The following is a 19,917-nucleotide window of genomic DNA, read 5'->3' on the forward strand; positions in this document are numbered from 1 at the left end:
CCGCATTCCGTCGCGCGCAGGTGCTCACCGCGCCACCTCCCGCACCGCGCCGTCCGCGCGCACGGCGTCGAACGCCTCGCCCAGCACGGCCAGTTCGGGCTGGTCGGGGCCGGCGCCGCGGACATGGGCGACGAAGTCCTCGGCGATCTGGCGGTCGGTGCGGCCGGCCAGGCGGCGGGCGTAGGTCACGTCGGGGTCGTCCGGGGCGCGGTCGGGGGCGAAGACCAGGCTGAGGGTGCCCGGGAAGCGGTCGGTGAGGCGGGCCATGGGGTCGGCGGGGCGGACCGGGTCGGTGAGGGTGGCCTCGATCCAGGCGTCCTCGTGCCGGGTCAGCGCGGGGTCGGCGAGCAGGTCGTCCAGGGTGCCGCGGATGCGGGCCAGCGGGCGCGGGACCGGGCAGTCGAGGCGCTCGGCGCTGACGGTGCCGTCGGCGGCCAGGTCGACGAGCCACATGCTCTTGCGGTGGTCCGCCTCGGAGAAGGAGTACGCCAGCGGGGACCCGGAGTAGCGGACGCGCTCGGTGAGGGTCTGGCAGCCGTGCAGGTGGCCCAGCGCCACGTAGTCGACGCCGTCGAAGACTCCGGCGGGGACGGCGGCCACCCCGCCGACGGTGATGTCGCGCTCGCTGTCGCTGGCCTCGCCGCCGGTGACGAAGGTGTGCGCGAGGACGACGGAACGCGTGCCGGGCGCGCGGGCGGCGAGGTCGGCGCGGACGCGGTCCATGGCGGCGGCCAGCACCGGCTCGTGCCCGGCCTTCTCGACGGCGAACTCGTCCTTCACCAGGGCGGGTTCGAGATACGGCAGGCCGTAGAAGGCGACGTCGCCGAAGGCGTCGGCGAGGACGACGGGTGTGCCGCAGGCCGACGGTTCGGTGCGCAGATGGATGCCGGCGCGGTCGATGAGACCGGCGCCGACGCCGAGGCGGCGGGCCGAGTCGTGGTTCCCGGAGATCATCACCGTGGGCACGCCCAGGTCGGCGAGCCGGTGCAGGGCGTCGTCGAACAGCTCGACCGCGGCCAGTGGCGGAACCGCGCGGTCGTACACGTCTCCCGACACGACCACGGCGTCGACGGCGTGCTCACGCACGGTGGTGACGAGGTGGCCGATGAACTCGGCCTGGGCGCCGAGCATGTTCACCCGGTGGAAGGCGCGGCCGAGATGCCAGTCGGAAGTGTGCAGAAATTTCATGAAATCACACTGCCCCGCACATTCGCCCCTACTACCCCTCAGAAACCGGCACGAACCAGCACAGGCTCGCCATCAGCATCCACCACGCTAACGCCTGCCGTCCCCTGATCCACCACTACCCTCAGATTCACCATCACTTCCGACAGCAGATGGCAAGAAATGTCCGAGAACATCCGTTTGGCGGCTCTCGCGGTCCCACGTGGTGGCGGTGACCCCGCGCTCCCGCAGGACCGCCTTGCGGACCTTGCCGGTCTCGGTGAGCGGCAGCTCCGGGACGGTGTCGACGTACCGGGGCACCGCGAAGGCGGGCAGCTCGCCCGCGCAGTGCCGTACGAGGTCCGGAGCGTTCAGCAGGTGGCCGGGCCGGGGGACGACCGCGACCATGACCTCGTCCTCGGCCAGCTCCGAGGGCACCGGGAAGGCCGCGGCGTCGGCGACCGCCGGATGCGTGCGGACGGCCGACTCCACCTCCTGCGAGGAGACGTTCTCGCCGCGCCGGCGGATGACGTCCTTGATCCGGTCGACGAAGCGGAACCATCCGTCGGGTTCGCGGACCACCCGGTCGCCGGTACGCCGCCAGGCGGCGCGGTCCGGCTCGGGCTCCCCCAGGTAGCCGGTGCTGAAGGCGAACGCGCGGGTGCTGCGGACCAGCAGCTCGCCGGGCACGCCGTCCGGGACCGGGGCGAGGCGGTCGTCGACGACGCGCGCGGAGAAGCCGTCGCGCATGGTGCCCAGGTAGCCGGGCCGCTGGTGTTCGGGAGTCGACCCGATGACGAGGTTGGTCTCCGTGGAACCGAATCCGTCGACGAGAGTGACCCCGAACCGCTCGCGGAAGGGTTGCCACGCGGAGCCCGGGGTGGCCGGGGAGAGACCGCGCCAGGCCCGGTGCGCACGGTCGCCGGGGCCCGGGGGCTGGGCGAGGAGCATGGGCACCATCGCGCCCAGCAGGTAGACGGCGGTGGCACCGGCCTCGGCCACCCGCTCCCAGTGGCGAGAGGCGGAGAACCGCTCGCCGACGACACAGCTCGCTCCGACTGCCATGGCGTGGGCCAGGGTGTTGAGGGCGTTGGTGTGGAAGAGCGGCAGGCAGGTGTACAGCACGTCGTCGGCGGTGAGACGGAGCGAGTCCGCGACGCCCCGGCCCCACCAGACGGTCTGGGCGTGCGGGCAGCGCACGCCTCGCGCCGTTCCCGTGGTACCCGAGGTGAACAGGACGAAGGCGGTGTCGTCCGGACGCACGCGGGCCGCCGGTACGGCCTGGGCCGCGCCCGGCACGGGGACGTCCTCCCCGCCCACGATCCACAACTCCCCCCGGAAGCCGGCCACCACGGCGCGTCCGGCCGCGTCCGGTTCCGCGAGCAGGTACCGCGGTTCGGCCTCGCGCAGGACGTGCCGCAGCCCGCCGCCCCGCAGTCCGGTGTTGAGCGGGACCAGCACCGCGCCCAGCCAGGCACAGCCGAGGATCAGGTCGACGACCTCGATCCGGTTGCCGGCCATGACGGCGACGCGGTCGCCCGGCCGGCAGCCGCGCTCCGCGAGCGCTCCCGCCATCGTGGCCGCGGCCGTACGGGACTGCGCGTACGTCCGCGTCACCTCTCCCAGGCGCAGGAAGGTCCGTTCGCCGAAGTCCCCGGCCGCCGCGTCGAGCAGACCGGGAATGGTGTCGTTCACCGCAGCACTCCGGCCTCCCGGAGCTCCCGGATGCGCTTGACGGGAAACCCGGCCACCTCGCTCAGTACGGCGTCGGTGTCGGCGCCGAGGACGGGCGCGGCCGCGCGGATCCCGCCGGGCGTGCGGGTGAGGCGGATCGGGACGCCCTCGTGCAGGAAGGCTCCCGCGACCGGGTGCTCCTTGCGCACGTAGAACCCGCGGGCCCGCAACTGCGGGTCGTGTTCGACCAGTTCACGGCCGTCCTGGACGGCTCCGGCCGGGACGCCGTGTGCCTGGAGCGACTCGGCGGCGAGGTCGGCGGGCATCGTGCGGGTCCACTCCTCCAGCGCGGCATCGACCAGGGGTGCCGCGTGCCTGCGCGCCTCGGCCGTCCGGGTCCGCTCGTCGGTGGCCAGTGCGGGGCGGCCGATCACCTCGCACAGCGCCGCCCATTCGGCGTCGTCGCGCACGCTGACGGCCAGCCAGCGGTCGGCGCCGAGGCACGGGTAGACGCCCTGCGGGCTCCACGCCGGGTGGGTGTTGCCGCTCGGCTTCACCTCCGGTCCGCCGAGGAGGCTGGTGCCCATGTGGGCGGCGATCGCCTCCAGTTGGGACAGGTCGACGTGCTGCCCGCGCCCGGTGGCGGCCCGGTGTTCCAGCGCCGCCACCGTGGCGAGGGCCGCCTGCAGGCCGGCGACGATGTCGCCGTGACCGTAGATCACGCCGACCACGTCGACCGGTCCCCAGCCGGTCAGTCCGGTCAGTCCCGAGCTCGCCGAGACCGTGTCGGCGTACGACACCCAGCCGTTGCGTGGCCCGGTGTGCCCCATGCCCGACATGCTGACGTACACGAGATCCGGGTTGATCCGGCGCAACTCCTCGTAGTCCAGGCCGAGTTTCCTCATGACCGTGGAACTGAAGTTCTCCACGAGGACGTCGCAGTGCGCGATGAGGTCCCGCAGCACCGCGACGCCTTCGCCGGTCCGGGTGTCGAGCGCGATGCTGCGCTTGTTGCGGTTGACCTCGTTGAAGTAGCCGTTGGTGTCGGGGTCCGTGTGCGGGCCGCGGGACAGGTGCATGAAGGGGGCGAAGCGGGTGGGGTCGGGGCGGCCCGCGGACTCCACCTTGATCACGTCGGCGCCGTGGTCGGCCAGGATCTTGGTGCAGTACGGCCCGGCGAGGACCCAGGTCAGGTCGAGGACCCGGATGCCGTGGAGGGCGGGGCGCACGGGGTCCTGCGCGTGCGCGGCAGACGGTCTCGGACGGTGTTCGCCGAGCACGTCCTGGTCGGCGCCCTGACCAGGTACGTCCAGCTCCCGGACCCGGCGGCCTTCCGGGAACGCGAACGGGAAGCCCAGGTCGGTCCGCTCCCCCTCCTCCGTGCGTACCCGGGTGAAGAAGCCGCGGGCGGCGAGCTGCGGGTTGCCGGGCAGTTCGTGGGGCAGGTCGACGGCGGCCCAGGGCAGCTTCCTGGCCTGGGCCCGCTCCGCGAACTCGGCCTTCGGCCATGTCCCCACGAAGTCCTGGACGACCTTGAACACATACTCCTGGTGCTTCTTGCGTTCGACCGGGTCCTGCCAGCGCGGTTCCGTGAGATCGGCGGCCGCGCCCTCCTCGCGCAGCCAGTCGAGCAGCGCGTCCCACATCCGCGGGCTGCCGCCGAGACCACCGCCCAGATAGCCGTCGGCGGCCCGGAACAGCCCGTGCGGAACCAGCGGATGGACGCGTCCCGGGCGTGGCGGCACCCGGTCCTCGTGCAGGTAGGCGAGGGTTCCGGCCTCCAGGGCGGCCGCCACGCACGCCTGGGCCGACACGTCGACGAGCTGTCCCGGACCGCTCCGCCGGGCGCGCAGGCCGAGCACGGCGGCGATCGCCGCGTTGACGCCGGCGAGCTGCTCGGCCTGGTGCTCCGGGAGCCGCAGCGGCGGCCCGTCGGGATCACCGACCTGTGCGAGCATTCCGCCCAGCGCGGCCACCACGAGGTCGGTGCCCTGCCAGTCGGTGCGGGGGCCGACGAGGCCGAACGGGGTGACGCGGACGTGTACGAGGTGATCCAGACCGTCGGTGAGTGCCTCGGCTCCGCTCGGACCCCCGTCGAGCAGCACGTCGGCGCCGGCCAGCAGGCGACGCAGGTCCTCGGGCGTGGCGGGGACCACCGATCGCTTGCCCGCGTGCCAGTGGACGAACGCGTCGCCGTCGAGTTCGCGTCGGGTCTCGTCGCCTTCCGGAGGCTCGACGAGCACGACCTCGTACCCGAGCCCGACCAGCAGCCTGCCGGCGAACCGGGTGAAGGGGCTGGACAGTTCGACGACACGCACGGTGGTCTCGCTCATGTCTCCTCCCCGGAGAGTCAGTTGTGCCGCTGGTTCAGGAAGCCGGAGACGACGCTGTGGTAGTCGTAGGGCCGTTCCTCCTGCGGGTGGTGGGAGGCCTCGCTGATCACGTGCAGGTTGCCCTTGGGGATCATGCGGGACAGCATCAGCGGGTAGTCGGGGGTCAGGAACGCGTCGTGCATGCCCCACAGGAAGAGCGTCGGCGCGGCGATCCGGCCGAGTTCGGCGGTGAGGTCCTGCCAGTCGCCGCGCGGGTTGTCGGAGGCGCCGGCCAGGGCGGTCTCCTCGGGGTCGAGGCTCTGCTCGTAGCGCAGGGTCACGGTGCCGTCGGGGATGGCGTCGGGGTCGAACCACTCCAGGCGGGCGATGAGTTCGCGCATCTTCGGCCACGAGGGGCCGGTGCCGCCGTAGTACACGTCGCGGGCGTTGCGGCCACGGCGGCCGCCCTCCGGGAGGGGCGCGAGCGGGCCGTAGAAGACGGGCATGCTGCCGGTGATCACCAACGACCGGACGCGCTCGGGGTACTTGGCGGCGAGGTTGAGCGCGATGGTGCCACCCCAGGAGTTGCAGACGAAGTCGGCCCGCTCGATGCCGAGTTCGTCGAGCAGGGCCACGGTCTTCGCCGCGTGGTAGTCCCACATGGGGCCCTCGATGACGGGCTTGGCGGACTTGCCGTACTGCAGGATGTCCACGAGCAGGCACCGGCGGTCCGCGGCGAACAGGGGGGCCACCTGCCCGAAGTCCGACCATCCGGTGCACCCGGGGCCGCCGCCGTGCAGGAAGACCGTCGGGCTGCCCTCCCCCAGTTCGACGTAGTGGTACTTGACGCCGTCCGCTTCCGCGTAGGCGCCTTCCGGGGGCGCCTGGATGTCCATGAGGTCCATGGACCGATGGTGGGACGGCGGCGATCCCCGCCCAAGCGGAACGGTCCGCTGAGCGGGCCGGTTCCGTGGCGGCCGGCGGCCGGCGGTCCCTAGCGTCCGGGCACGGGACGACCGCGGGAGGCAACGCATGATCCACAACACCGTGCTGGAGCTGGCCGAGGAACGGGCCCGGGCGTCGATCGGGAGTGAGGAGCGGCGCTCGCTGGGGATCGTACGGGCCGAGGACGCGGCGGAGTTCGCACGGGCGGCCGGGGAGAGCGCGCCGTGTCTCGTCGATCCCGCCCGCGCCGACTTCGCCGTCCATCCGATGTACGTGGTGAGTCTGCTGCGCGGGGCGCCCGGGGCAGACCCGGCGGAGTTCCGGCCGGACGGCATGTACCGCGACGAGGTGCCCGGCACCGACGGGCTGGACGTGCGGCTGATGGCGGGTGGGCAGGCCGTGCGCTGGATCGAGGCGGTGCGGCCGGGAGACCGGATCGAGCTGCGGCGCAGGCTCACGGCCGTGGAGCGCAAGGGCAGCGGCGCGGGCTTCCTGCTGCTCACCGTGGAGAAGGCGTACGGCGCGGAGCGGGGGACGCTGGTTGAGGTCACGGAGAGGTTCATCGTCCGATGACGGGGCGGGCGCGGCGGATCGTCGTGGGGCAGGCGGTACCGCCCGTGGAGCTGACGCCCGATGCGGTCACCCTGCTGCGGTTCGGCGCGGTCACCCGCAATGCCCATCGCATCCACTACGACACCGGGTTCGCCCGGTCGGAGGGGCTGGACGGGCCGGTCGTGATGGCTCAGCTGCACGGCTGCCTCTTCTACCGTGCCGCCGCGGAGTTCGCGGGCGCGGGCGGGCAGGTGCGGGAGGTGGGGTGGCAGAACCGGGCGCCGGCCCACGTGGGTGACCGGCTGGTGGTGACCGGCACCGTGGGTTCCGTGGACGCGGTCGGCGGTGCGGTCACTCTCGATCTGGTCGAGCGCTGCGGTGCCGAGGGGGTGGTGTGCTGCCGGGGGCGGGCGGTGGTGGTCCCGGGGTGAGACGGTTCCAGGAGTTTCACCGCGGTCGGCTTTTCCTGCGGGACTGGCGCATACGATCCGTAGGCAGGAAGTGTGCGACCGGAGGTGTGCCGATGAGCAAGCCCGAGCTGGAGTTCCACCGGCCCGACGCGCCCTGGACCACACCACCGGGAGCCGCCCCCGGCGTGCAGGAGCAGACCCTCGCCGAGGACCCGGCCACCGGTGCCCGCACCGCGCTCGTACGGTGGGCGCCGGGCACCGACACGTCCGCCCAGGGCGTGACCCGGCACGGCTTCTGGGAGGAGGTCCATCTCCTGTCGGGAGCCCTGCACGACCTCACGCTGGACAGGACCTTCACCGCCGGCATGTACGCGTGCCGCCCGCCCGGCATGCCGCACGGGCCCTGGACCTCCGAGGACGGGGTGACGATGCTTGTCATCACCTACCGTTCCTAGAGGCTGAGCGGGAGTGAGTCCTGTTGCCAGGATTCGTGCTCAGCCGAACGCCCCGGACGGTGTTGGGCGTTCTGGTCGACCGCGTTCGCTCCGCGTCCGGGCGGCACGGATCGTGTCCGTGGTCCGGGGATGCGGGGGCGGTGTCCCTCACGTCCTGGGTCCACCGAACTGGCCTGGACGGTCCGATGCCCGCATCCATCGCTCTGGTGGGTGCGGGGCGGTGCCGTCCGACGCCGGATCGGGTGTCCCAGGGCGCGCCTTCCGATCGCCACGGCGGCTGCGTCGTGGCGAGTGGTCTTCCTGGTGTTGCTGGTGAGGGGTTTCTGCCAGTGCTGGGCGCCCCACCGGGAGGTGTAGGCGGGGTCGACGGCGATGACGGGGATGCCGAGTTCGGCCGCCATGCTGACCAGCCGGGCCCGCAGCCTGGCCACGGGCATGCCCGAGATCAGTTTCCGGAACTGCTTCCTGCCGCCGTGTTTCTCCCGGGTGGTCTCCGCGGCGAAGTCGAGGTCCTCGACGGCGATCGCGAGGCCGTGGCGCCTGGCCCAGTGCAGCAGCCGGATACCCCACCCAACGACCACTGTCGGTGAAGGTCACGCATTCGACGAAAGAACTCCCGTTCCCCGCCCAGAGTGAGCCTGCCAGTGCCCGGACGGCTCACTCATGCGCACCAGAACGCGTTCAACCGACGCCGATCGCAAGCTGTTCACAACCCCGACCCGGTCGGCCGGCGAGCAGCACCCTGAGCGTCGCGTCCGGGTGCGGCGTCGGGGTCCTTCAGTCCAGGTCCAGCACCACCTTGCCGACCGCCTCGCCGGTCCGCAGCCGGTCGGCTGCCTCCGCCAGCCCGTCGAGGCCGTGGCGCTCGATCTCCAGGGTCAGCGCCCCGGACCGCAGGTCGGTCAGCAGGGCCTCCGCGTCGGCGGCGACCTCCTTCCCCCGCGACATCAGGTTCACCGGCAGCACGGACACGTCGGCCAGCAGGAAGTCCGCGAGGTCCACGGTGAACTCCCGTCCGGCGGTGTAGCCGACCAGTGCGGCCCGGCCCCGCGGGCGGACCAGCGGGAGGGCGTCCCGCAGCACCGGGCCGCCCACCGTGTCGATGAGTACGTCGACCTGGCCGCCCGCCGACTCGGGAGACAGTTCGGAGGCGAGGACGGGCTTGGCGGGAGCCGGGACGTGACCGAGCTTGGCGGTCCGGCCGACCACGCCGACCACCTCGGCCCCGGCCCGCGCGGCGACCTGCACGGTCAGCGCCCCGACCGCGCCCGCCGCGCCGGTCACCAGCACCCGCTCCCCCGGTCGTACGGCGGCGACCGTGTGCACCGCCGCCCACGCGGTGCCGGCCGGGGAGAACCAACTGCACGCCAGGGCGGGGTCCGTGCCCTGCGCGACCGCGGTCACGGCGGCGTCCGGCACCAGCGCGTGCTCGGCCCAGCAGCCGTCGCGGCGCAGGCCGAGGCCCTTCCCGCCGAGCCGGACGAGGCTGCCCTCGGGGTGGGTGTCCGAGGCGAGGACGACCCCGCAGCCCGTGGTGCCCGGTACCGCCGGCAGGTCGGGGAGGATGCCGAACCTACCGTCCACGACGTTCAGATCGAGGTGGCCGACCTGGGCCGCCCGCATCCGTACGAGGGTGTGCCCGGGGCGGGGCTCCGGCACCGGGCGCTCCACCAGACGGGGCAGCGAGCCGAAGCTCTCCAGTACCAGGGCGCGGGACATACCGGTGGTCACAGCTTCACTCCGTACCGACGCAGGACGCGGGACGCGACGATCCGCAGGACGCGGTCGAAGACGAACCCGAGGATTCCCAGGGTGATGATTCCGACGAAGACCCAGTCGATCCGCCCGTAGTTGCGGGAGGTCCAGATCAGTGACCCGAGCCCGACCCGGGAGGCGACGATCTCGGCGGAGACGATGGTCAGGAAGCTGTTGCCCATGGCGAGGCGCGCGCCGGTGACGATGTGCGGCACGGTCGAGGGCAGCACGATCCCCTGGAGGATCTGGCGGCGGCTCGCGCCGAGGTTCTGCGCCGCACGCAGCTTCGACTCGCTCACCGCCAGCACCCCGGCGCTGGTGTTCACCGTGACGATGAAGACGGCCGTGTAGAAGATCAGGACGACCTTGGACGACTCGCCGATGCCCAGCCACACCACCGCCAGGGTCACGAAGGCGACCGGCGGGATGAACCGGAAGAACTCGATGTAGGGCTCCAGGAGTTGGCGTACCACCGGGACCTGTCCGACGAGCAGTCCCACCGGTGCGCCGACGAGGACGCCGAGCCCCCAGCCGATCAGGATCCGCCGGCTGGAGGCGACGATCGAGTTGGTGAGTGTGCCGTCCGCCGCCAACTGGCGTGTGGCGCTGAGGGTCTCGCTCGGGGAGGCGACCAGCGAGGAGCCGTACCGCATCGCCAGCAGCTGCCAGACGCCGAGGCCGACGAGGACGGACAGGGTGTACATGCCGAGCGTGCGCAGCCGTCGTACGCTCGCCCAGGCCGGGCGTTTGCCGCTTTCCGCGCTGCCGGCGGCGGCAGCCGTCGCGACGGTCATCGGTCGTCCTCCTCGGTGTCGAGCCCTTGGTCGCGCAGCGCCTTGCGGACCTCTTCGCCGATGTCCTCCCGCAGCCGGCGGCGAAGTTCGACGGCGGCCGGATCGTCCTCGTCCCGGGGCCTGGGCAGGTCCACGGGGTAGACGGACTTCACCGAGGCCGCGGGGCCCGCGGTCATGACGGCGATCCGGTCGGCCAGCAGGATCGCCTCGTCGATGTCGTGGGTGACGAAGACGACGGTGCAGCCCGAGGCGCGCCAGACGCGGTCGGTCTCCTCCTGCATCACCTGCCGGGTCTGCGCGTCGAGCGCCCCGAACGGCTCGTCCATCAGCATGACGCCCGGTTCGTTGGCCAGTACGCGGGCGATCTGCACGCGCTGGCGCATGCCGCCGCTGAGCTGCCCCGGAAAGCGGTCCGCGCAGTGGCGCAGCCCCACCAGGCCCAGGTACTCGTCGGCGAGCTTCGTCTGTTCCGCGCGCGAGGCGCCGCGCATCCGCGGCCCGAACGCCACGTTCTGACGCACCGTCATCCAGTCGAACAGCGCCTCGCTGCTCTGGAAGACCATGCCCAGCTCCGGATCGGGGCCGGTGATCGGGGACCCGCCGACGGAGAGGGTGCCTTCGTCCGCGGTCACGAAGCCCGCCATGGCGGACAGCAGCGTCGACTTGCCGCAGCCGCTGGGGCCGAGCAGGCAGAGGAACTCACCGGCGTCGATGTCGAGGGAGATGTTCCGTACGGCCTGGAAGGAGTCGAAGCGGATGCCGACGCCGTCGGCGCTCAGGGCCGCGCCGCGGCGGCTGACCGGCGCGCGGTCGGTTTTCACGGCCTCCGTCATGAGGATCCCTTCAAGTGCTGGGTGAACCACCCGCGTTGGACGGCCGCCGGCACGTCCGGCTGGGCCTTGACCTTGCCGGTGTCGACGAAGAACCTGGCCGTGTCCGCGTATCCCTTGAGGTCGGCGGCGGTGAAGTCGCGGGCTCCGAAGTCGATTTCCTTGATGGCGGTCAGGGTCTGGGCCGCCGGGACCTTCACCGCCTTCTCGGTCGCCTGGGCCGCGGCCTCGGGGTCGGTCTCGGTCAGCCGCGCCGCCTCTTCCAGGGTCTCCGCGACCTTGGTGGCGGTGTCGGGGTTGGCCTTGAGCCAGGCGGCGCTGGTGAGCAGCCACTGCGAGTAGGTCACCCCGTAGGCGCCGGTGTTCTCCAGGATCCTGCCGCCCTGCGCGACCCCCTTGGTGGGCCAGGGCTCCCACAGCACGTACGCGTCGACGTCACCCTTCTTCATCAGCGCCGGGATCTCGGGCGGGTCGGCCGTGACGAACTCCACCGACTTCGGGTCGATGCCCTTCGACTCCAGGAACCGGGTCGCCGCGAGTTCGGACAGCCCGGGGGCCACGGCCATCTTGCGGATCTTCGAAGGGGACGCCACCTTCGGGCCGAGGACGACCTTGAGGTACTGCCCGGACTGCTCGTAGACCATCAGCGACCGCAGGTCGGGGTCCTGGGGCAGCATGCTGATGGTGGTGCTGTCCGAGTTCCCGGACATCTGGACCTGGCCGGCGACCAGGTTGTTGACGCCTTCGCTGCCCTGCCCGAACTGGACCAGCTCGACGTTCACGCCGTGCTTGGCCCACAGGCCTTGGGCATCGGCGAGGAAGAAGGGCGCGTACGAGGCGTCGATACCGACGCCGATGCGGATCGTGGGGCCCGCGGCGCTCTGGCCGGAGCCGGCGGCCGAGTCGGTGGTGGCCGCGCTGCACGCGGTGAGCGTGAGCAGCGCGACGGCGAGGGCGGCGGGGCCTGCGAAGGGGTGTCTTGTCGTGGACCGTGTCTCCATGAGCACCTCGGGGGTCGGTGGGAGTCCGCGGGTTACGGCTGGTCGTCGGGGTGCGGCCCGGGAATTGGCGCACCGTAGAACGGGGGGCGCCCGCCACGCATCGACAAGGGTCCGCTGAACGGGACGCGCAGGTGAGCCCCGGTCTCCGGGCGGCTCCGCGCGGTGCGGTCTGCTCAGCGGACCGGGTCCCTTGGGCGGATCCTCCGGCCCGCCGCATGCTCACCTCACAGCTCACCCGGCAGCAGGAGGACGCCCACGATGACGGTCGACGACTCTCCCGACACACCGCCCCCGGTCCGGAGCCGCCGCAGACCAGCAGGAGAGCCCGGCCGCCAGGACTGGAAGTCGTGGCCGCACTACGACGCCGCGGGCGCGGGCTTCCGCGGCTACTGGTATCCGGTCACCTGGTCCAGCCACATCACCGCCGATCCGCTCCCGTTCACGATCTGCGGCGAGAAGATCACTCTGATCCGGGACGGCGGCACCGCGTACGCGCTGCACAACCGCTGTCCGCACCGCGGTGTGCCGCTGTCCGAGGGCAACCAGCAGTTCCCCGGCACCGTGAGCTGCCCGTACCACGGCTGGACCTTCGACCTGCCCACCGGCAAGCTGGCCGCGGTCATCACCGACGGGCCCGGCTGCCGCCTGACCGGCAAGGTCTCGGTGCGGACGTTCCCGGTCGAGGAGCGCCTCGGCATGGTGTGGGTGTACATCCCCCTCGCCGACGAGGAACCGCACCCCATCGACGAGCAGCTGCCCGAGGAACTCGTCTCCAACGCCTTCGTGATGGGCGGCCGGATCGACCCGCGCAGCGGCAACTGGCGCTTCGCCTGCGAGAACGGCTTCGACGAGGGCCACGCCAAGTACCTGCACCGGACGGCCCTGTGGCGGCTCTTCAAGCCCATGCCCACCTGGAACATCACCCGGATCGTGGCCAAGGGCCGCTGGATCTTCCGGGTTCAGGACGAGGTGTACTGGGAGGCGGACTTCCCCGGAGTCGGCCACTGGACCAACAAGCGCTGGTGGAAGGCCCAGCCGCCGAAGGAGACCTTCAACATCGGCAACACGGGCAAGCCCGACAAGGTCGATCCGACGATCGAGGCCCAGGAGTTCCCCGGCTTCGCGTCCCTGTCGATGCCCGGCGTGCTGCGCATCGCGTATCCGAACTTCATCCACTACGAGTTCTACGTCCCCGTCGACGAGGACAACCACCGCTATGTCGGCGTGATGGTCAACTTCACCGAGGGCTGGGACACGCTGCGCTTCTACGGCAAGTACCTGGGCGCGATCCGCTGGCTGTTCCACGGCCAGTTCTCCGGCCAGGACGCGTGGATGGTCGACATCACCGACGCACCCCCGGAGAAGCTCTACCGCCCCGACATCTCGCTGACCGCCTGGCGGAACCTCAGCGAGGAGGAGTACGGCAAGAAGCTCGCCGGCAGCGGTTCCGGCGCCGGCACCGACGAGAAGAAGGCATGACCATGGGCCGCACACTGCTCACCCTGCTGATCGGGGCCGGGATCGCCATCGGGCTCCCGCTGGCCAGGAAGCGCTTCGCGCGCACCACCATGACCCAGGTCCACAGGATCAACCAGTGAACGCCGCGGGCGAGTCGGCGGGTCTGGACGCCCGGCGGCAGGGGTGGGTCCAGGACGCCTGGGGGCAGGTCACCGGCGACCGGCTGCGCGAGCTGATCACCGGTCTCGTCGACATCCCGAGCCCCACCGGCGACGAGGGCCCGCTCGCGGAGCACATCGCCGCCACGCTCACCACGGCCGGCTGCCCGGCCCGGCTCCAGCCCCTGGACGACCGGCAGGCGAACGCCTGGGCCCGGCTCTCCGGCGACGGCACCGGCCCCGACCTCATGCTGTACGCCCCGATCGACACCCTGACCGTGGGCGAGGAGAGCGAGGATCTGCCCTGGATCGGGCCGGAGTTGCGGGACGACATGCGCCCGCGGGCCACCGTCCACGACGACCTGGTCGTCGGCCTCGGCGCCTCCAACCCGAAGGGCCACGCCGCCTGCGTGATGATGGCCGCCGAGGCGATCGCGCTCGCCGGGATCCCGCTCACCGGCGACCTGGTCGCGGCGTTCGGCGCGGGCGGCATGCCCACCAACGCCCGGCCTGTCGGCACCCGCCGCAACACCGGTCAGGGGGTGGGCTGTTCGTTCCTCCTGGAGCAGGGTGTGTGGACCGACTACGCGGTCATCGCCAAGCCCGGCTGGACGGTGTCCTGGGACGAGGTCGGCCTCGTGTGGTTCGAGGTGACGGTCCACGGCACGCACACCTATGTGGGCTCACGCCACCGCCTCCCCTACGACAACGCCGTCGCGCGCGCCGGTGAGGTCGCCCGGCATCTGGAGGAGTGGTTCGTCGAGTACGCCGACCGGCACACCGCCGGCACGGTCGCGCCGCAGGGCATCGTCTCCTCGATACGCGGCGGCTGGCCCCGGATGGCGGCGGTGACACCGGCCGCGTGCACCCTCATGGTGGACCTGCGCATCGGCCCGGACACGACCCCGATGCAGGCCAAGCGGGAGTTCCTCGCCGCCCTGGACAAGGTGCCGGCGGACGTCACCGCCGAGCTGGTCCTGGCGATCCCCGGTACCCGGACCGACCCGGAGAGCTGGATCTGCCGCTCGGCGACCGCCGGCTGGGAGGCCTTCGAGGGGCGCGCGCACGAGGTGATCCGCGGCAACAGCGGCGCCACCGACGCCAACATCCTGCGCGGGCGCGGCATCCCCACCGTCCGGGTCGGCATGCCGAAGGTCACGGACGCCCTGTTCGACGTCGACTTCGCACGCGGCATGAACACCGTCTCCGTGCGGGCCATGGAGAGGCTGACGCGCCACCTGATCCGTACGGCGGTCGACACCGTCACCCGGTCCCGCGCCGACGTGGAAGGAGCAACACCGTGACCGAGATCGTCCTGGGCGTCGGCGCTTCGCACAGCACGCTGATGAACACCCACTGGGAGGAGACCTTCCACAAGGACCGGGCCGAACGGTTCCGCGACGCGCTGTACGGGGCCCGGGAGGCACTCGCCGCGGCCCGCCCCGACACGGTGATCCTGATCGGCTCCAATCACTTCCGGGGCTTCTGGCTGGACCTCATCCCGAGCTTCACGATCGGGGTCGGCGAGTGCGTCGCCAGCGGCGAGTCGGGCACCCCGAAGGGCCCGCAGCCGGTGGACGTACCGCTGGCCCGGCACCTCGCCGGCTCCCTGGTGGAGAACGGCGGTTTCGACCCGGCGTTCTCGGCGCGGCTCCAGATCGACCACGGCCAGTCGCACGCCATCCAGTACCTCCTCGATGGGCTGGACGTCGAGATCGTGCCGATCGTCGTGAACGTCTTCGCCCCGCCCCTGCCCACCCTCACCCGCTGCGAGGAACTGGGCCGGGCGATCCGGGCGGCCGTCCTGGCCTTCCCCGGGGACCGGCGGGTGGCGGTGGTCGGCTCGGGCGGGCTGTCGCACCGGCTGCCCTGGCCGGACTGGCGGGAACCGCACGGCGACGACGAGGAGTTCATGGTCGGCGCCTGGCTGAACGGCCGGGAGAACTGGCAGGACTACGACGTCCGGCGCCGCGAGATCATCCGCGCCGCCGAGGCCGCACTGAACCCCGAGTTCGACGACGACTTCCTGTCCCTCGTCGAGCGGGGCGAGACCGCGCGGATCACCGCGTACTCCACCGAGGAGCTGGAGAAGGTCGCCGGCAACGGGGCGCAGGAGGTGCGCACCTGGCTGCTGATGTCGGCCGCGCTCGACCACGTGCCCGGCCGCCGGCTGGCGTACGAACCGATGCCCGAGTGGCTCACCGGAATGGGCGTCGCCGTCCTCGACCCCCAACAGGCCCTTACCGAAAGGCAGTCATGAGCATCTGGACCGAACTGTCGGGCATCGACTACCGGCACGCGTACGTCGAGACCGGCGACGTCACCACCCGCGCCCTGCAAGCCGGTCCGGAGGACGGCGAGCACGTCGTGTTCCTGCACGGCACGACCGGCCACCTGGAGGCGTTCGTCCGCAACATCCCGGCGCACGCCGAGGCCGGCTACCGCTGCCACGCCATCGACATGCTCGGCCACGGCTACACCGGCAAGCCGGACCGGCCGGGTGAGATCCCGGCGTACGTGGAGCACCTGATGGCCTACCTCGACGCGGTGGGTGCCGAGCGCGCACACCTGGTGGGCGAGTCGCTCGGCGGCTGGGTGTCGTCCTGGGCCGCGAGCGAGCACCCGGACCGGGTCGCCTCCCTCCAGTTGCTGTGCATGGGCGGTACGAAGGTCAACCCGGCGGTGATGGAGCGGCTGAAGACCTCGACCCGCGCCGCGGCCCTGGAGCCGGACGTCTCGTACACCCGCGACCGGCTGGCCCTGCTGTGGGCCGAGTGGGACGAGGACCTGGGCGAGGAGCTGACCCAGGTGCGCTACGAGATCTACCACCACCCCGAGTTCCAGGAGAACCTGCACAACCTGCTCGCCCTCCAGGAGGTGGACGCCCGCGAGCGCAATCTGCTGCGTCCCGACCGGATGGCGCGGATCAAGGCCCCCACGCTGGTGGTGTGGGGCAACAAGAACCCGCTCGGGGACGTCCCGGAGGCCGAGGCGATCGCCGCCGCGATTCCCGGGGCCAGGTTGGAGGTCTTCACCGAATGCGGGCACTGGCCGCAACATGAGAAGGCCACGCTGTACAACCCGCTGAGTCTCGCGTTCCTCGCCGAGTCGTCGTCCGGTCACTGATCGTGAGATTCCAGCCGTAACCCCTGATCGTGAGGTGTCCGCCATGACCGTCGTCCCGATCACCCGCGCCGTGGCCCCTTCTGCCCCGCCTCCCGCGACCGGGCCGTCGCTGGGGCCGGAGTCGATGAACTCCGTCCTCGGCAAGGTGCGGCCCATCCTGGAAGCCTTCACCGCCGACGACGAGTCGCTCTCGCTCGCCGATCTCGTGCGCCGTACGGGCGTGGCGAAGGCCACCGTGCACCGGCTCTGCCAGGAGCTGGTGGTGTGGGGGCTGCTGGAGCGGGCGGGCTGCGACTACCGGCTCGGGCTGCGGCTCTTCGAGATCGGGCAGCGGGTGCACCGGCAGCGGATCCTGCGCGAGGTGGCGCAGCCGTACATGGAGGACCTCCTGCTGGCCACCCAGGAGACCATCCACTTCGCGATCCACGACGGCCTCGACGTGGTCTACCTGGAGAAGATCCTGCCGCACCGGGGCCTGAGCGAGGAGTCCCGGGTGGCCGGGCGGCTCCCCCTGTACTGCACCGCCACCGGGAAGGCGATCCTGGCCTTCTCCCCCGCCACCCTGTTCGGGGAGGTGGTCAGGAACGGACTGAAACCGTTCACCCGGCACACCATCACCTCTCCGGGGCGACTGCGCGGCCAGCTGGAGCGGATCCGGGAGGGGGGCGTCGCGACCGAGGCGGAGGAGGTCAGGCTCGGCTACATGAGCATGGCCGTGCCGGTCTTCGGCCGGCAGCACACCCTGGCCGGCGCGCTGTCGATCACCGCCCCGACCTACCGGGTGGACGCCGCCGCACACGCCAGCGCGCTGCGCACCGCGGGTCTGGGCATCGGCCGTTCGCTGCGGTCGGCCCTGTGAGCGCCCTGGACCAGGTGCTGGCACGGGCCCGGAGTCTCGTCGGCCGGTGGGAGGACGAGGACTGCGGCACGGTGACCGTGAAGGACTTCTGCCGGTACGCGGCCGCGCTGAACGACACCGGCTACCTCCGCCGGGCCCGCGAACGGGAGGCGGCGGGCGCGGCGGTCGAGGCGCCCGCCCTCTTCCTCGCGGCCACCATGAGCTGGGAGGACGGGCCGGTCGAGCGGGACCTGCGGCCGGACGGGCTGGCCGCCCGGGAGTCACCGTGCACCGAGGGCCTGCCGGTGCGCCAGGTGCACGGCGGACAGACCGTACGGCTGGGCCGGGCCCCGGTCGCGGGCAGTCGCGTCACCGCTTCGCGTGCGGTCACCTCCGCCGAGCGCAAACAGGGCCGGTCCGGCGCCTTCGTCCTGCTCGGTCTCACCACCCGCTTCACCTCGGCGGACGGGACCGAACTGACGGCCGTCGACGAGACGATCGTCGTCATGGAGGCACTCGACTCCCCCGGAGCCGCATGAACACGCCCGTCGCCGGTGACCTCTGCCCGCCGCAGCGGTACACGCACAGCAGCGTCCAGTTGTTCCGCTTCAGCGCGGTGTCCTGGAACGCCCACCGCATCCACTACGACGCCCCGTTCGCGGCCTCGGAGGGCTTCCCGGGCGTGGTCGTACAGTCCACCCTGCACGGCGAGACACTCAGCCGGCACGCGCTGGCGTGGGCCGGACCCACCGCCCGTCTGGAGACGGTGAGCTGGCGCAACCGTACGACCGCCGTGGCCGGCGAACCGCTCACCTGGACCGCGACCGTCCGGGCGGTGGAGGGCGCGCGCGTGTCCCTGGACGTGGCCGTTCTCAAGGCCGACGGCGCCCCGTGCGTGACGGGAACCGTCGAACTGGCCCTCGGCTGACCGCCGTCCCGTCAGCCGGACCGGTTCCGTTGGGCGCAGCGCGGCCCGTTCCTACGCTCCTGAACCATGAGCGTTCCTACAGTTGAGCCGGTCGCCCCGGACGAGTCGTCGGTGACCGACACCGACATCCTGATCATCGGCGCCGGCCCGTCCGGCCTCTACGGCGCCTACTACGCCGGGTTCCGCGGACTGCGCGTCACCGTGATGGACGTACTGCCCCAGTGCGGTGGCCAGATCAGCGCGATGTACCCGGAGAAGCCCATCTTCGACATCGCCGGATTCCCGTCGGTGCGCGGTCGCGACCTGGTCGACAACCTGGTCGCGCAGGCGGCGCCGTACGGGGTCCGCTACCTCCTCGGGGAGCGGGCGGTCGACCTGGCCCACGGGCCGGACTGCCGTCCCCTGGTCCGCACCGACCGGGGAACCGTCGTGCGGGCCGGGGCAGTTGTGATCACCGGCGGAGTGGGGACGTTCACCCCCAGGCCGCTCCCGGCGGGCGAGGACTACCTCGGCCGCGGGCAGGTGTACTTCGTGCCGGACCCGGCCGAGCACACCGGCCACGACGTGGTCGTGGTCGGCGGCGGCGACAGCGCCTTCGACTGGGCGGCACTGCTCGCCCCCATCGCCAGGTCCGTCACCCTCGTCCACCGCAGCGCACGCTTCCGTGCGCACGCGGCGAGCGTGGCGAAGGTACGCGCCCTCGGCATCGAGATCATCACCGACTCCGAGGTGAGCGCGCTGCACGGCGCGTCGGGCGTCGAGCGGGTCGAGGTCCGGCACCGTACCGAGAAGTCCACCCGGCTGGTGCCCGCCCGTACCGTCGTCGCCGCCCTCGGTTTCGTCGCCGACCTCGGCCCGCTCCAGACCTGGGGACTCGAACTCCGGGCGCGACGGATCACCGTCGACACCCGGATGGCCACCAACCTGCCCCGGGTGTTCGCCGCCGGCGACATCACCGACTACCCGGGCAAGGTGCGGCTGATCTCCGTCGGTTTCGGCGAGGTCGCCACCGCCGTGAACAACGCGGCCACCGTCATCGATCCGGAGGCGGCGCTGTTCCCCGGACATTCCACGGAGAAGGAGAACTGACATGGCCTACGTCATCGGATCGGCCTGCGTCGACATCATGGACCGGTCGTGCATGGAGGAGTGCCCGGTCGACTGCATCTACGAGGGTGAGCGCAAGCTCTACATCAACCCGGTGGAGTGCATCGACTGCGGCGCCTGCGAGACGGCCTGCCCCGAGCAGGCGATCACCGTCGACCGGCTGGCCGACCCGGAGTTCCGCGCCGACAACCGCCGCTTCTTCGAGGAGCCGCTGTCCGGCCGTACGGCTCCCCTCGGCACGCCGGGCGGGGCGAGCGGGCTGGGACCGGTGGGTGTGGACACCGCCCTCGTGAACTCCCTCGGGGACCATGCCTGACGGGCGGGGTGGCGCAAATCTGCGTCCCCATGGGTGGCGCAATCCTGCGCCCGCCGCGGGAATTCCAAGCGAAAGCTGCACCGCAACACGGGCA

20 protein-coding genes and 1 pseudogene are annotated in these 19,917 nt (G+C 72.0%); 12 read left to right on the top strand and 9 right to left on the bottom strand.

Annotated features, from left to right (window positions below):
• Window positions 1-24 precede the first annotated feature (24 nt).
• From ACGFZQ_RS44575 to ACGFZQ_RS44590, 4 genes are all read right to left on the bottom strand, one after another.
• The gene (locus tag ACGFZQ_RS44575; RefSeq protein WP_393845279.1) at window positions 25-1,188 is read right to left on the bottom strand and encodes an exonuclease SbcCD subunit D; all 1,164 of its coding nucleotides are present in this window, start codon (window positions 1,186-1,188) and stop codon (window positions 25-27) included.
• Window positions 1,189-1,275: 87 nt separating this feature from the next.
• Window positions 1,276-2,859, bottom strand: coding sequence for an AMP-binding protein (locus ACGFZQ_RS44580; protein ID WP_393845280.1), 1,584 nt, complete (start codon window positions 2,857-2,859; stop codon window positions 1,276-1,278).
• Window positions 2,856-5,171, bottom strand: a complete 2,316-nt coding sequence (locus tag ACGFZQ_RS44585) for a CoA transferase (RefSeq protein WP_393845281.1) — start codon at window positions 5,169-5,171, stop codon at window positions 2,856-2,858. The genes ACGFZQ_RS44580 and ACGFZQ_RS44585 overlap by 4 nt, the downstream gene beginning before the upstream one ends.
• A 17-nt stretch (window positions 5,172-5,188) precedes the next feature.
• Window positions 5,189-6,055 (bottom strand): alpha/beta fold hydrolase, encoded by an 867-nt coding sequence (locus ACGFZQ_RS44590; RefSeq protein ID WP_393845282.1) that lies wholly within the window; start codon window positions 6,053-6,055, stop codon window positions 5,189-5,191.
• A gap of 127 nt (window positions 6,056-6,182) precedes the next feature.
• Between ACGFZQ_RS44590 and ACGFZQ_RS44595 the strand changes: the two genes are divergently transcribed.
• From ACGFZQ_RS44595 to ACGFZQ_RS44605, 3 genes are all read left to right on the top strand, one after another.
• Window positions 6,183-6,668, top strand: coding sequence for a MaoC family dehydratase N-terminal domain-containing protein (locus tag ACGFZQ_RS44595; RefSeq protein WP_393845283.1), 486 nt, complete (start codon window positions 6,183-6,185; stop codon window positions 6,666-6,668).
• Window positions 6,665-7,078 (top strand): acyl dehydratase, encoded by a 414-nt coding sequence (locus ACGFZQ_RS44600; RefSeq protein WP_393845284.1) that lies wholly within the window; start codon window positions 6,665-6,667, stop codon window positions 7,076-7,078. Before ACGFZQ_RS44595 ends, ACGFZQ_RS44600 begins: the two co-directional genes overlap by 4 nt.
• A 92-nt stretch (window positions 7,079-7,170) precedes the next feature.
• Window positions 7,171-7,512, top strand: coding sequence for a cupin domain-containing protein (locus tag ACGFZQ_RS44605; RefSeq protein ID WP_393845285.1), 342 nt, complete (start codon window positions 7,171-7,173; stop codon window positions 7,510-7,512).
• On the opposite strand, the pseudogene ACGFZQ_RS44610 reads toward ACGFZQ_RS44605, so the two are convergent.
• From ACGFZQ_RS44610 to ACGFZQ_RS44630, 5 genes and pseudogenes are all read right to left on the bottom strand, one after another.
• Window positions 7,509-8,075, bottom strand: a pseudogene (locus ACGFZQ_RS44610) (IS200/IS605 family accessory protein TnpB-related protein); the annotation flags it as partial. The gene ACGFZQ_RS44605 and the pseudogene ACGFZQ_RS44610 overlap by 4 nt on opposite strands.
• Window positions 8,076-8,289: 214 nt before the next feature.
• Complete coding sequence (locus tag ACGFZQ_RS44615) at window positions 8,290-9,243, bottom strand: zinc-binding alcohol dehydrogenase family protein (RefSeq protein WP_393845286.1); 954 nt, start codon at window positions 9,241-9,243, stop codon at window positions 8,290-8,292.
• Window positions 9,240-10,061: an ABC transporter permease gene (locus tag ACGFZQ_RS44620; RefSeq protein ID WP_393845287.1), complete on the bottom strand. Its 822-nt coding sequence runs from the start codon at window positions 10,059-10,061 to the stop codon at window positions 9,240-9,242. The genes ACGFZQ_RS44615 and ACGFZQ_RS44620 overlap by 4 nt, the downstream gene beginning before the upstream one ends.
• On the bottom strand, window positions 10,058-10,894 hold the full coding sequence (locus ACGFZQ_RS44625; protein WP_393845288.1) for an ABC transporter ATP-binding protein: 837 nt from the start codon (window positions 10,892-10,894) through the stop codon (window positions 10,058-10,060). Before ACGFZQ_RS44625 ends, ACGFZQ_RS44620 begins: the two co-directional genes overlap by 4 nt.
• Window positions 10,891-11,892, bottom strand: a complete 1,002-nt coding sequence (locus ACGFZQ_RS44630; protein WP_393845289.1) for an ABC transporter substrate-binding protein — start codon at window positions 11,890-11,892, stop codon at window positions 10,891-10,893. The genes ACGFZQ_RS44625 and ACGFZQ_RS44630 overlap by 4 nt, the downstream gene beginning before the upstream one ends.
• 258 nt (window positions 11,893-12,150) lie before the next feature.
• On the opposite strand from ACGFZQ_RS44630, the gene ACGFZQ_RS44635 reads away from it, so the two are divergent.
• From ACGFZQ_RS44635 to fdxA, 9 genes are all read left to right on the top strand, one after another.
• Complete coding sequence (locus ACGFZQ_RS44635; RefSeq protein WP_393845290.1) at window positions 12,151-13,371, top strand: Rieske 2Fe-2S domain-containing protein; 1,221 nt, start codon at window positions 12,151-12,153, stop codon at window positions 13,369-13,371.
• 115 nt (window positions 13,372-13,486) lie between these two features.
• On the top strand, window positions 13,487-14,812 hold the full coding sequence (locus tag ACGFZQ_RS44640) for a M20 family metallopeptidase (protein ID WP_393845291.1): 1,326 nt from the start codon (window positions 13,487-13,489) through the stop codon (window positions 14,810-14,812).
• The gene (locus tag ACGFZQ_RS44645; RefSeq protein ID WP_393845292.1) at window positions 14,809-15,768 is read left to right on the top strand and encodes a catechol 1,2-dioxygenase; all 960 of its coding nucleotides are present in this window, start codon (window positions 14,809-14,811) and stop codon (window positions 15,766-15,768) included. Before ACGFZQ_RS44640 ends, ACGFZQ_RS44645 begins: the two co-directional genes overlap by 4 nt.
• Complete coding sequence (locus tag ACGFZQ_RS44650; protein ID WP_393845293.1) at window positions 15,765-16,634, top strand: alpha/beta fold hydrolase; 870 nt, start codon at window positions 15,765-15,767, stop codon at window positions 16,632-16,634. Before ACGFZQ_RS44645 ends, ACGFZQ_RS44650 begins: the two co-directional genes overlap by 4 nt.
• Before the next feature lie 43 nt (window positions 16,635-16,677).
• Window positions 16,678-17,493 carry an IclR family transcriptional regulator gene (locus ACGFZQ_RS44655; RefSeq protein ID WP_351733907.1) on the top strand — a complete coding sequence of 272 codons (816 nt, stop codon included), beginning with the start codon at window positions 16,678-16,680 and terminating at the stop codon, window positions 17,491-17,493.
• Window positions 17,490-18,011 carry a MaoC family dehydratase N-terminal domain-containing protein gene (locus ACGFZQ_RS44660; RefSeq protein WP_393845294.1) on the top strand — a complete coding sequence of 174 codons (522 nt, stop codon included), beginning with the start codon at window positions 17,490-17,492 and terminating at the stop codon, window positions 18,009-18,011. The genes ACGFZQ_RS44655 and ACGFZQ_RS44660 overlap by 4 nt, the downstream gene beginning before the upstream one ends.
• A complete protein-coding gene (locus ACGFZQ_RS44665; protein ID WP_393845295.1) occupies window positions 18,008-18,400 on the top strand; it encodes an acyl dehydratase in 393 nt (130 codons plus the stop codon). Before ACGFZQ_RS44660 ends, ACGFZQ_RS44665 begins: the two co-directional genes overlap by 4 nt.
• A 66-nt stretch (window positions 18,401-18,466) precedes the next feature.
• Complete coding sequence (locus ACGFZQ_RS44670; protein ID WP_393845296.1) at window positions 18,467-19,489, top strand: NAD(P)/FAD-dependent oxidoreductase; 1,023 nt, start codon at window positions 18,467-18,469, stop codon at window positions 19,487-19,489.
• A 1-nt stretch (window position 19,490) separates the two neighbouring features.
• A complete protein-coding gene (fdxA, locus tag ACGFZQ_RS44675) occupies window positions 19,491-19,823 on the top strand; it encodes a ferredoxin (RefSeq protein ID WP_393845297.1) in 333 nt (110 codons plus the stop codon).
• The last annotated feature ends 94 nt before the right edge of the window (window positions 19,824-19,917 follow it).

Source organism: Streptomyces sp. NPDC048254 (assembly GCF_043201895.1).
Taxonomy (GTDB): domain Bacteria; phylum Actinomycetota; class Actinomycetes; order Streptomycetales; family Streptomycetaceae; genus Streptomyces.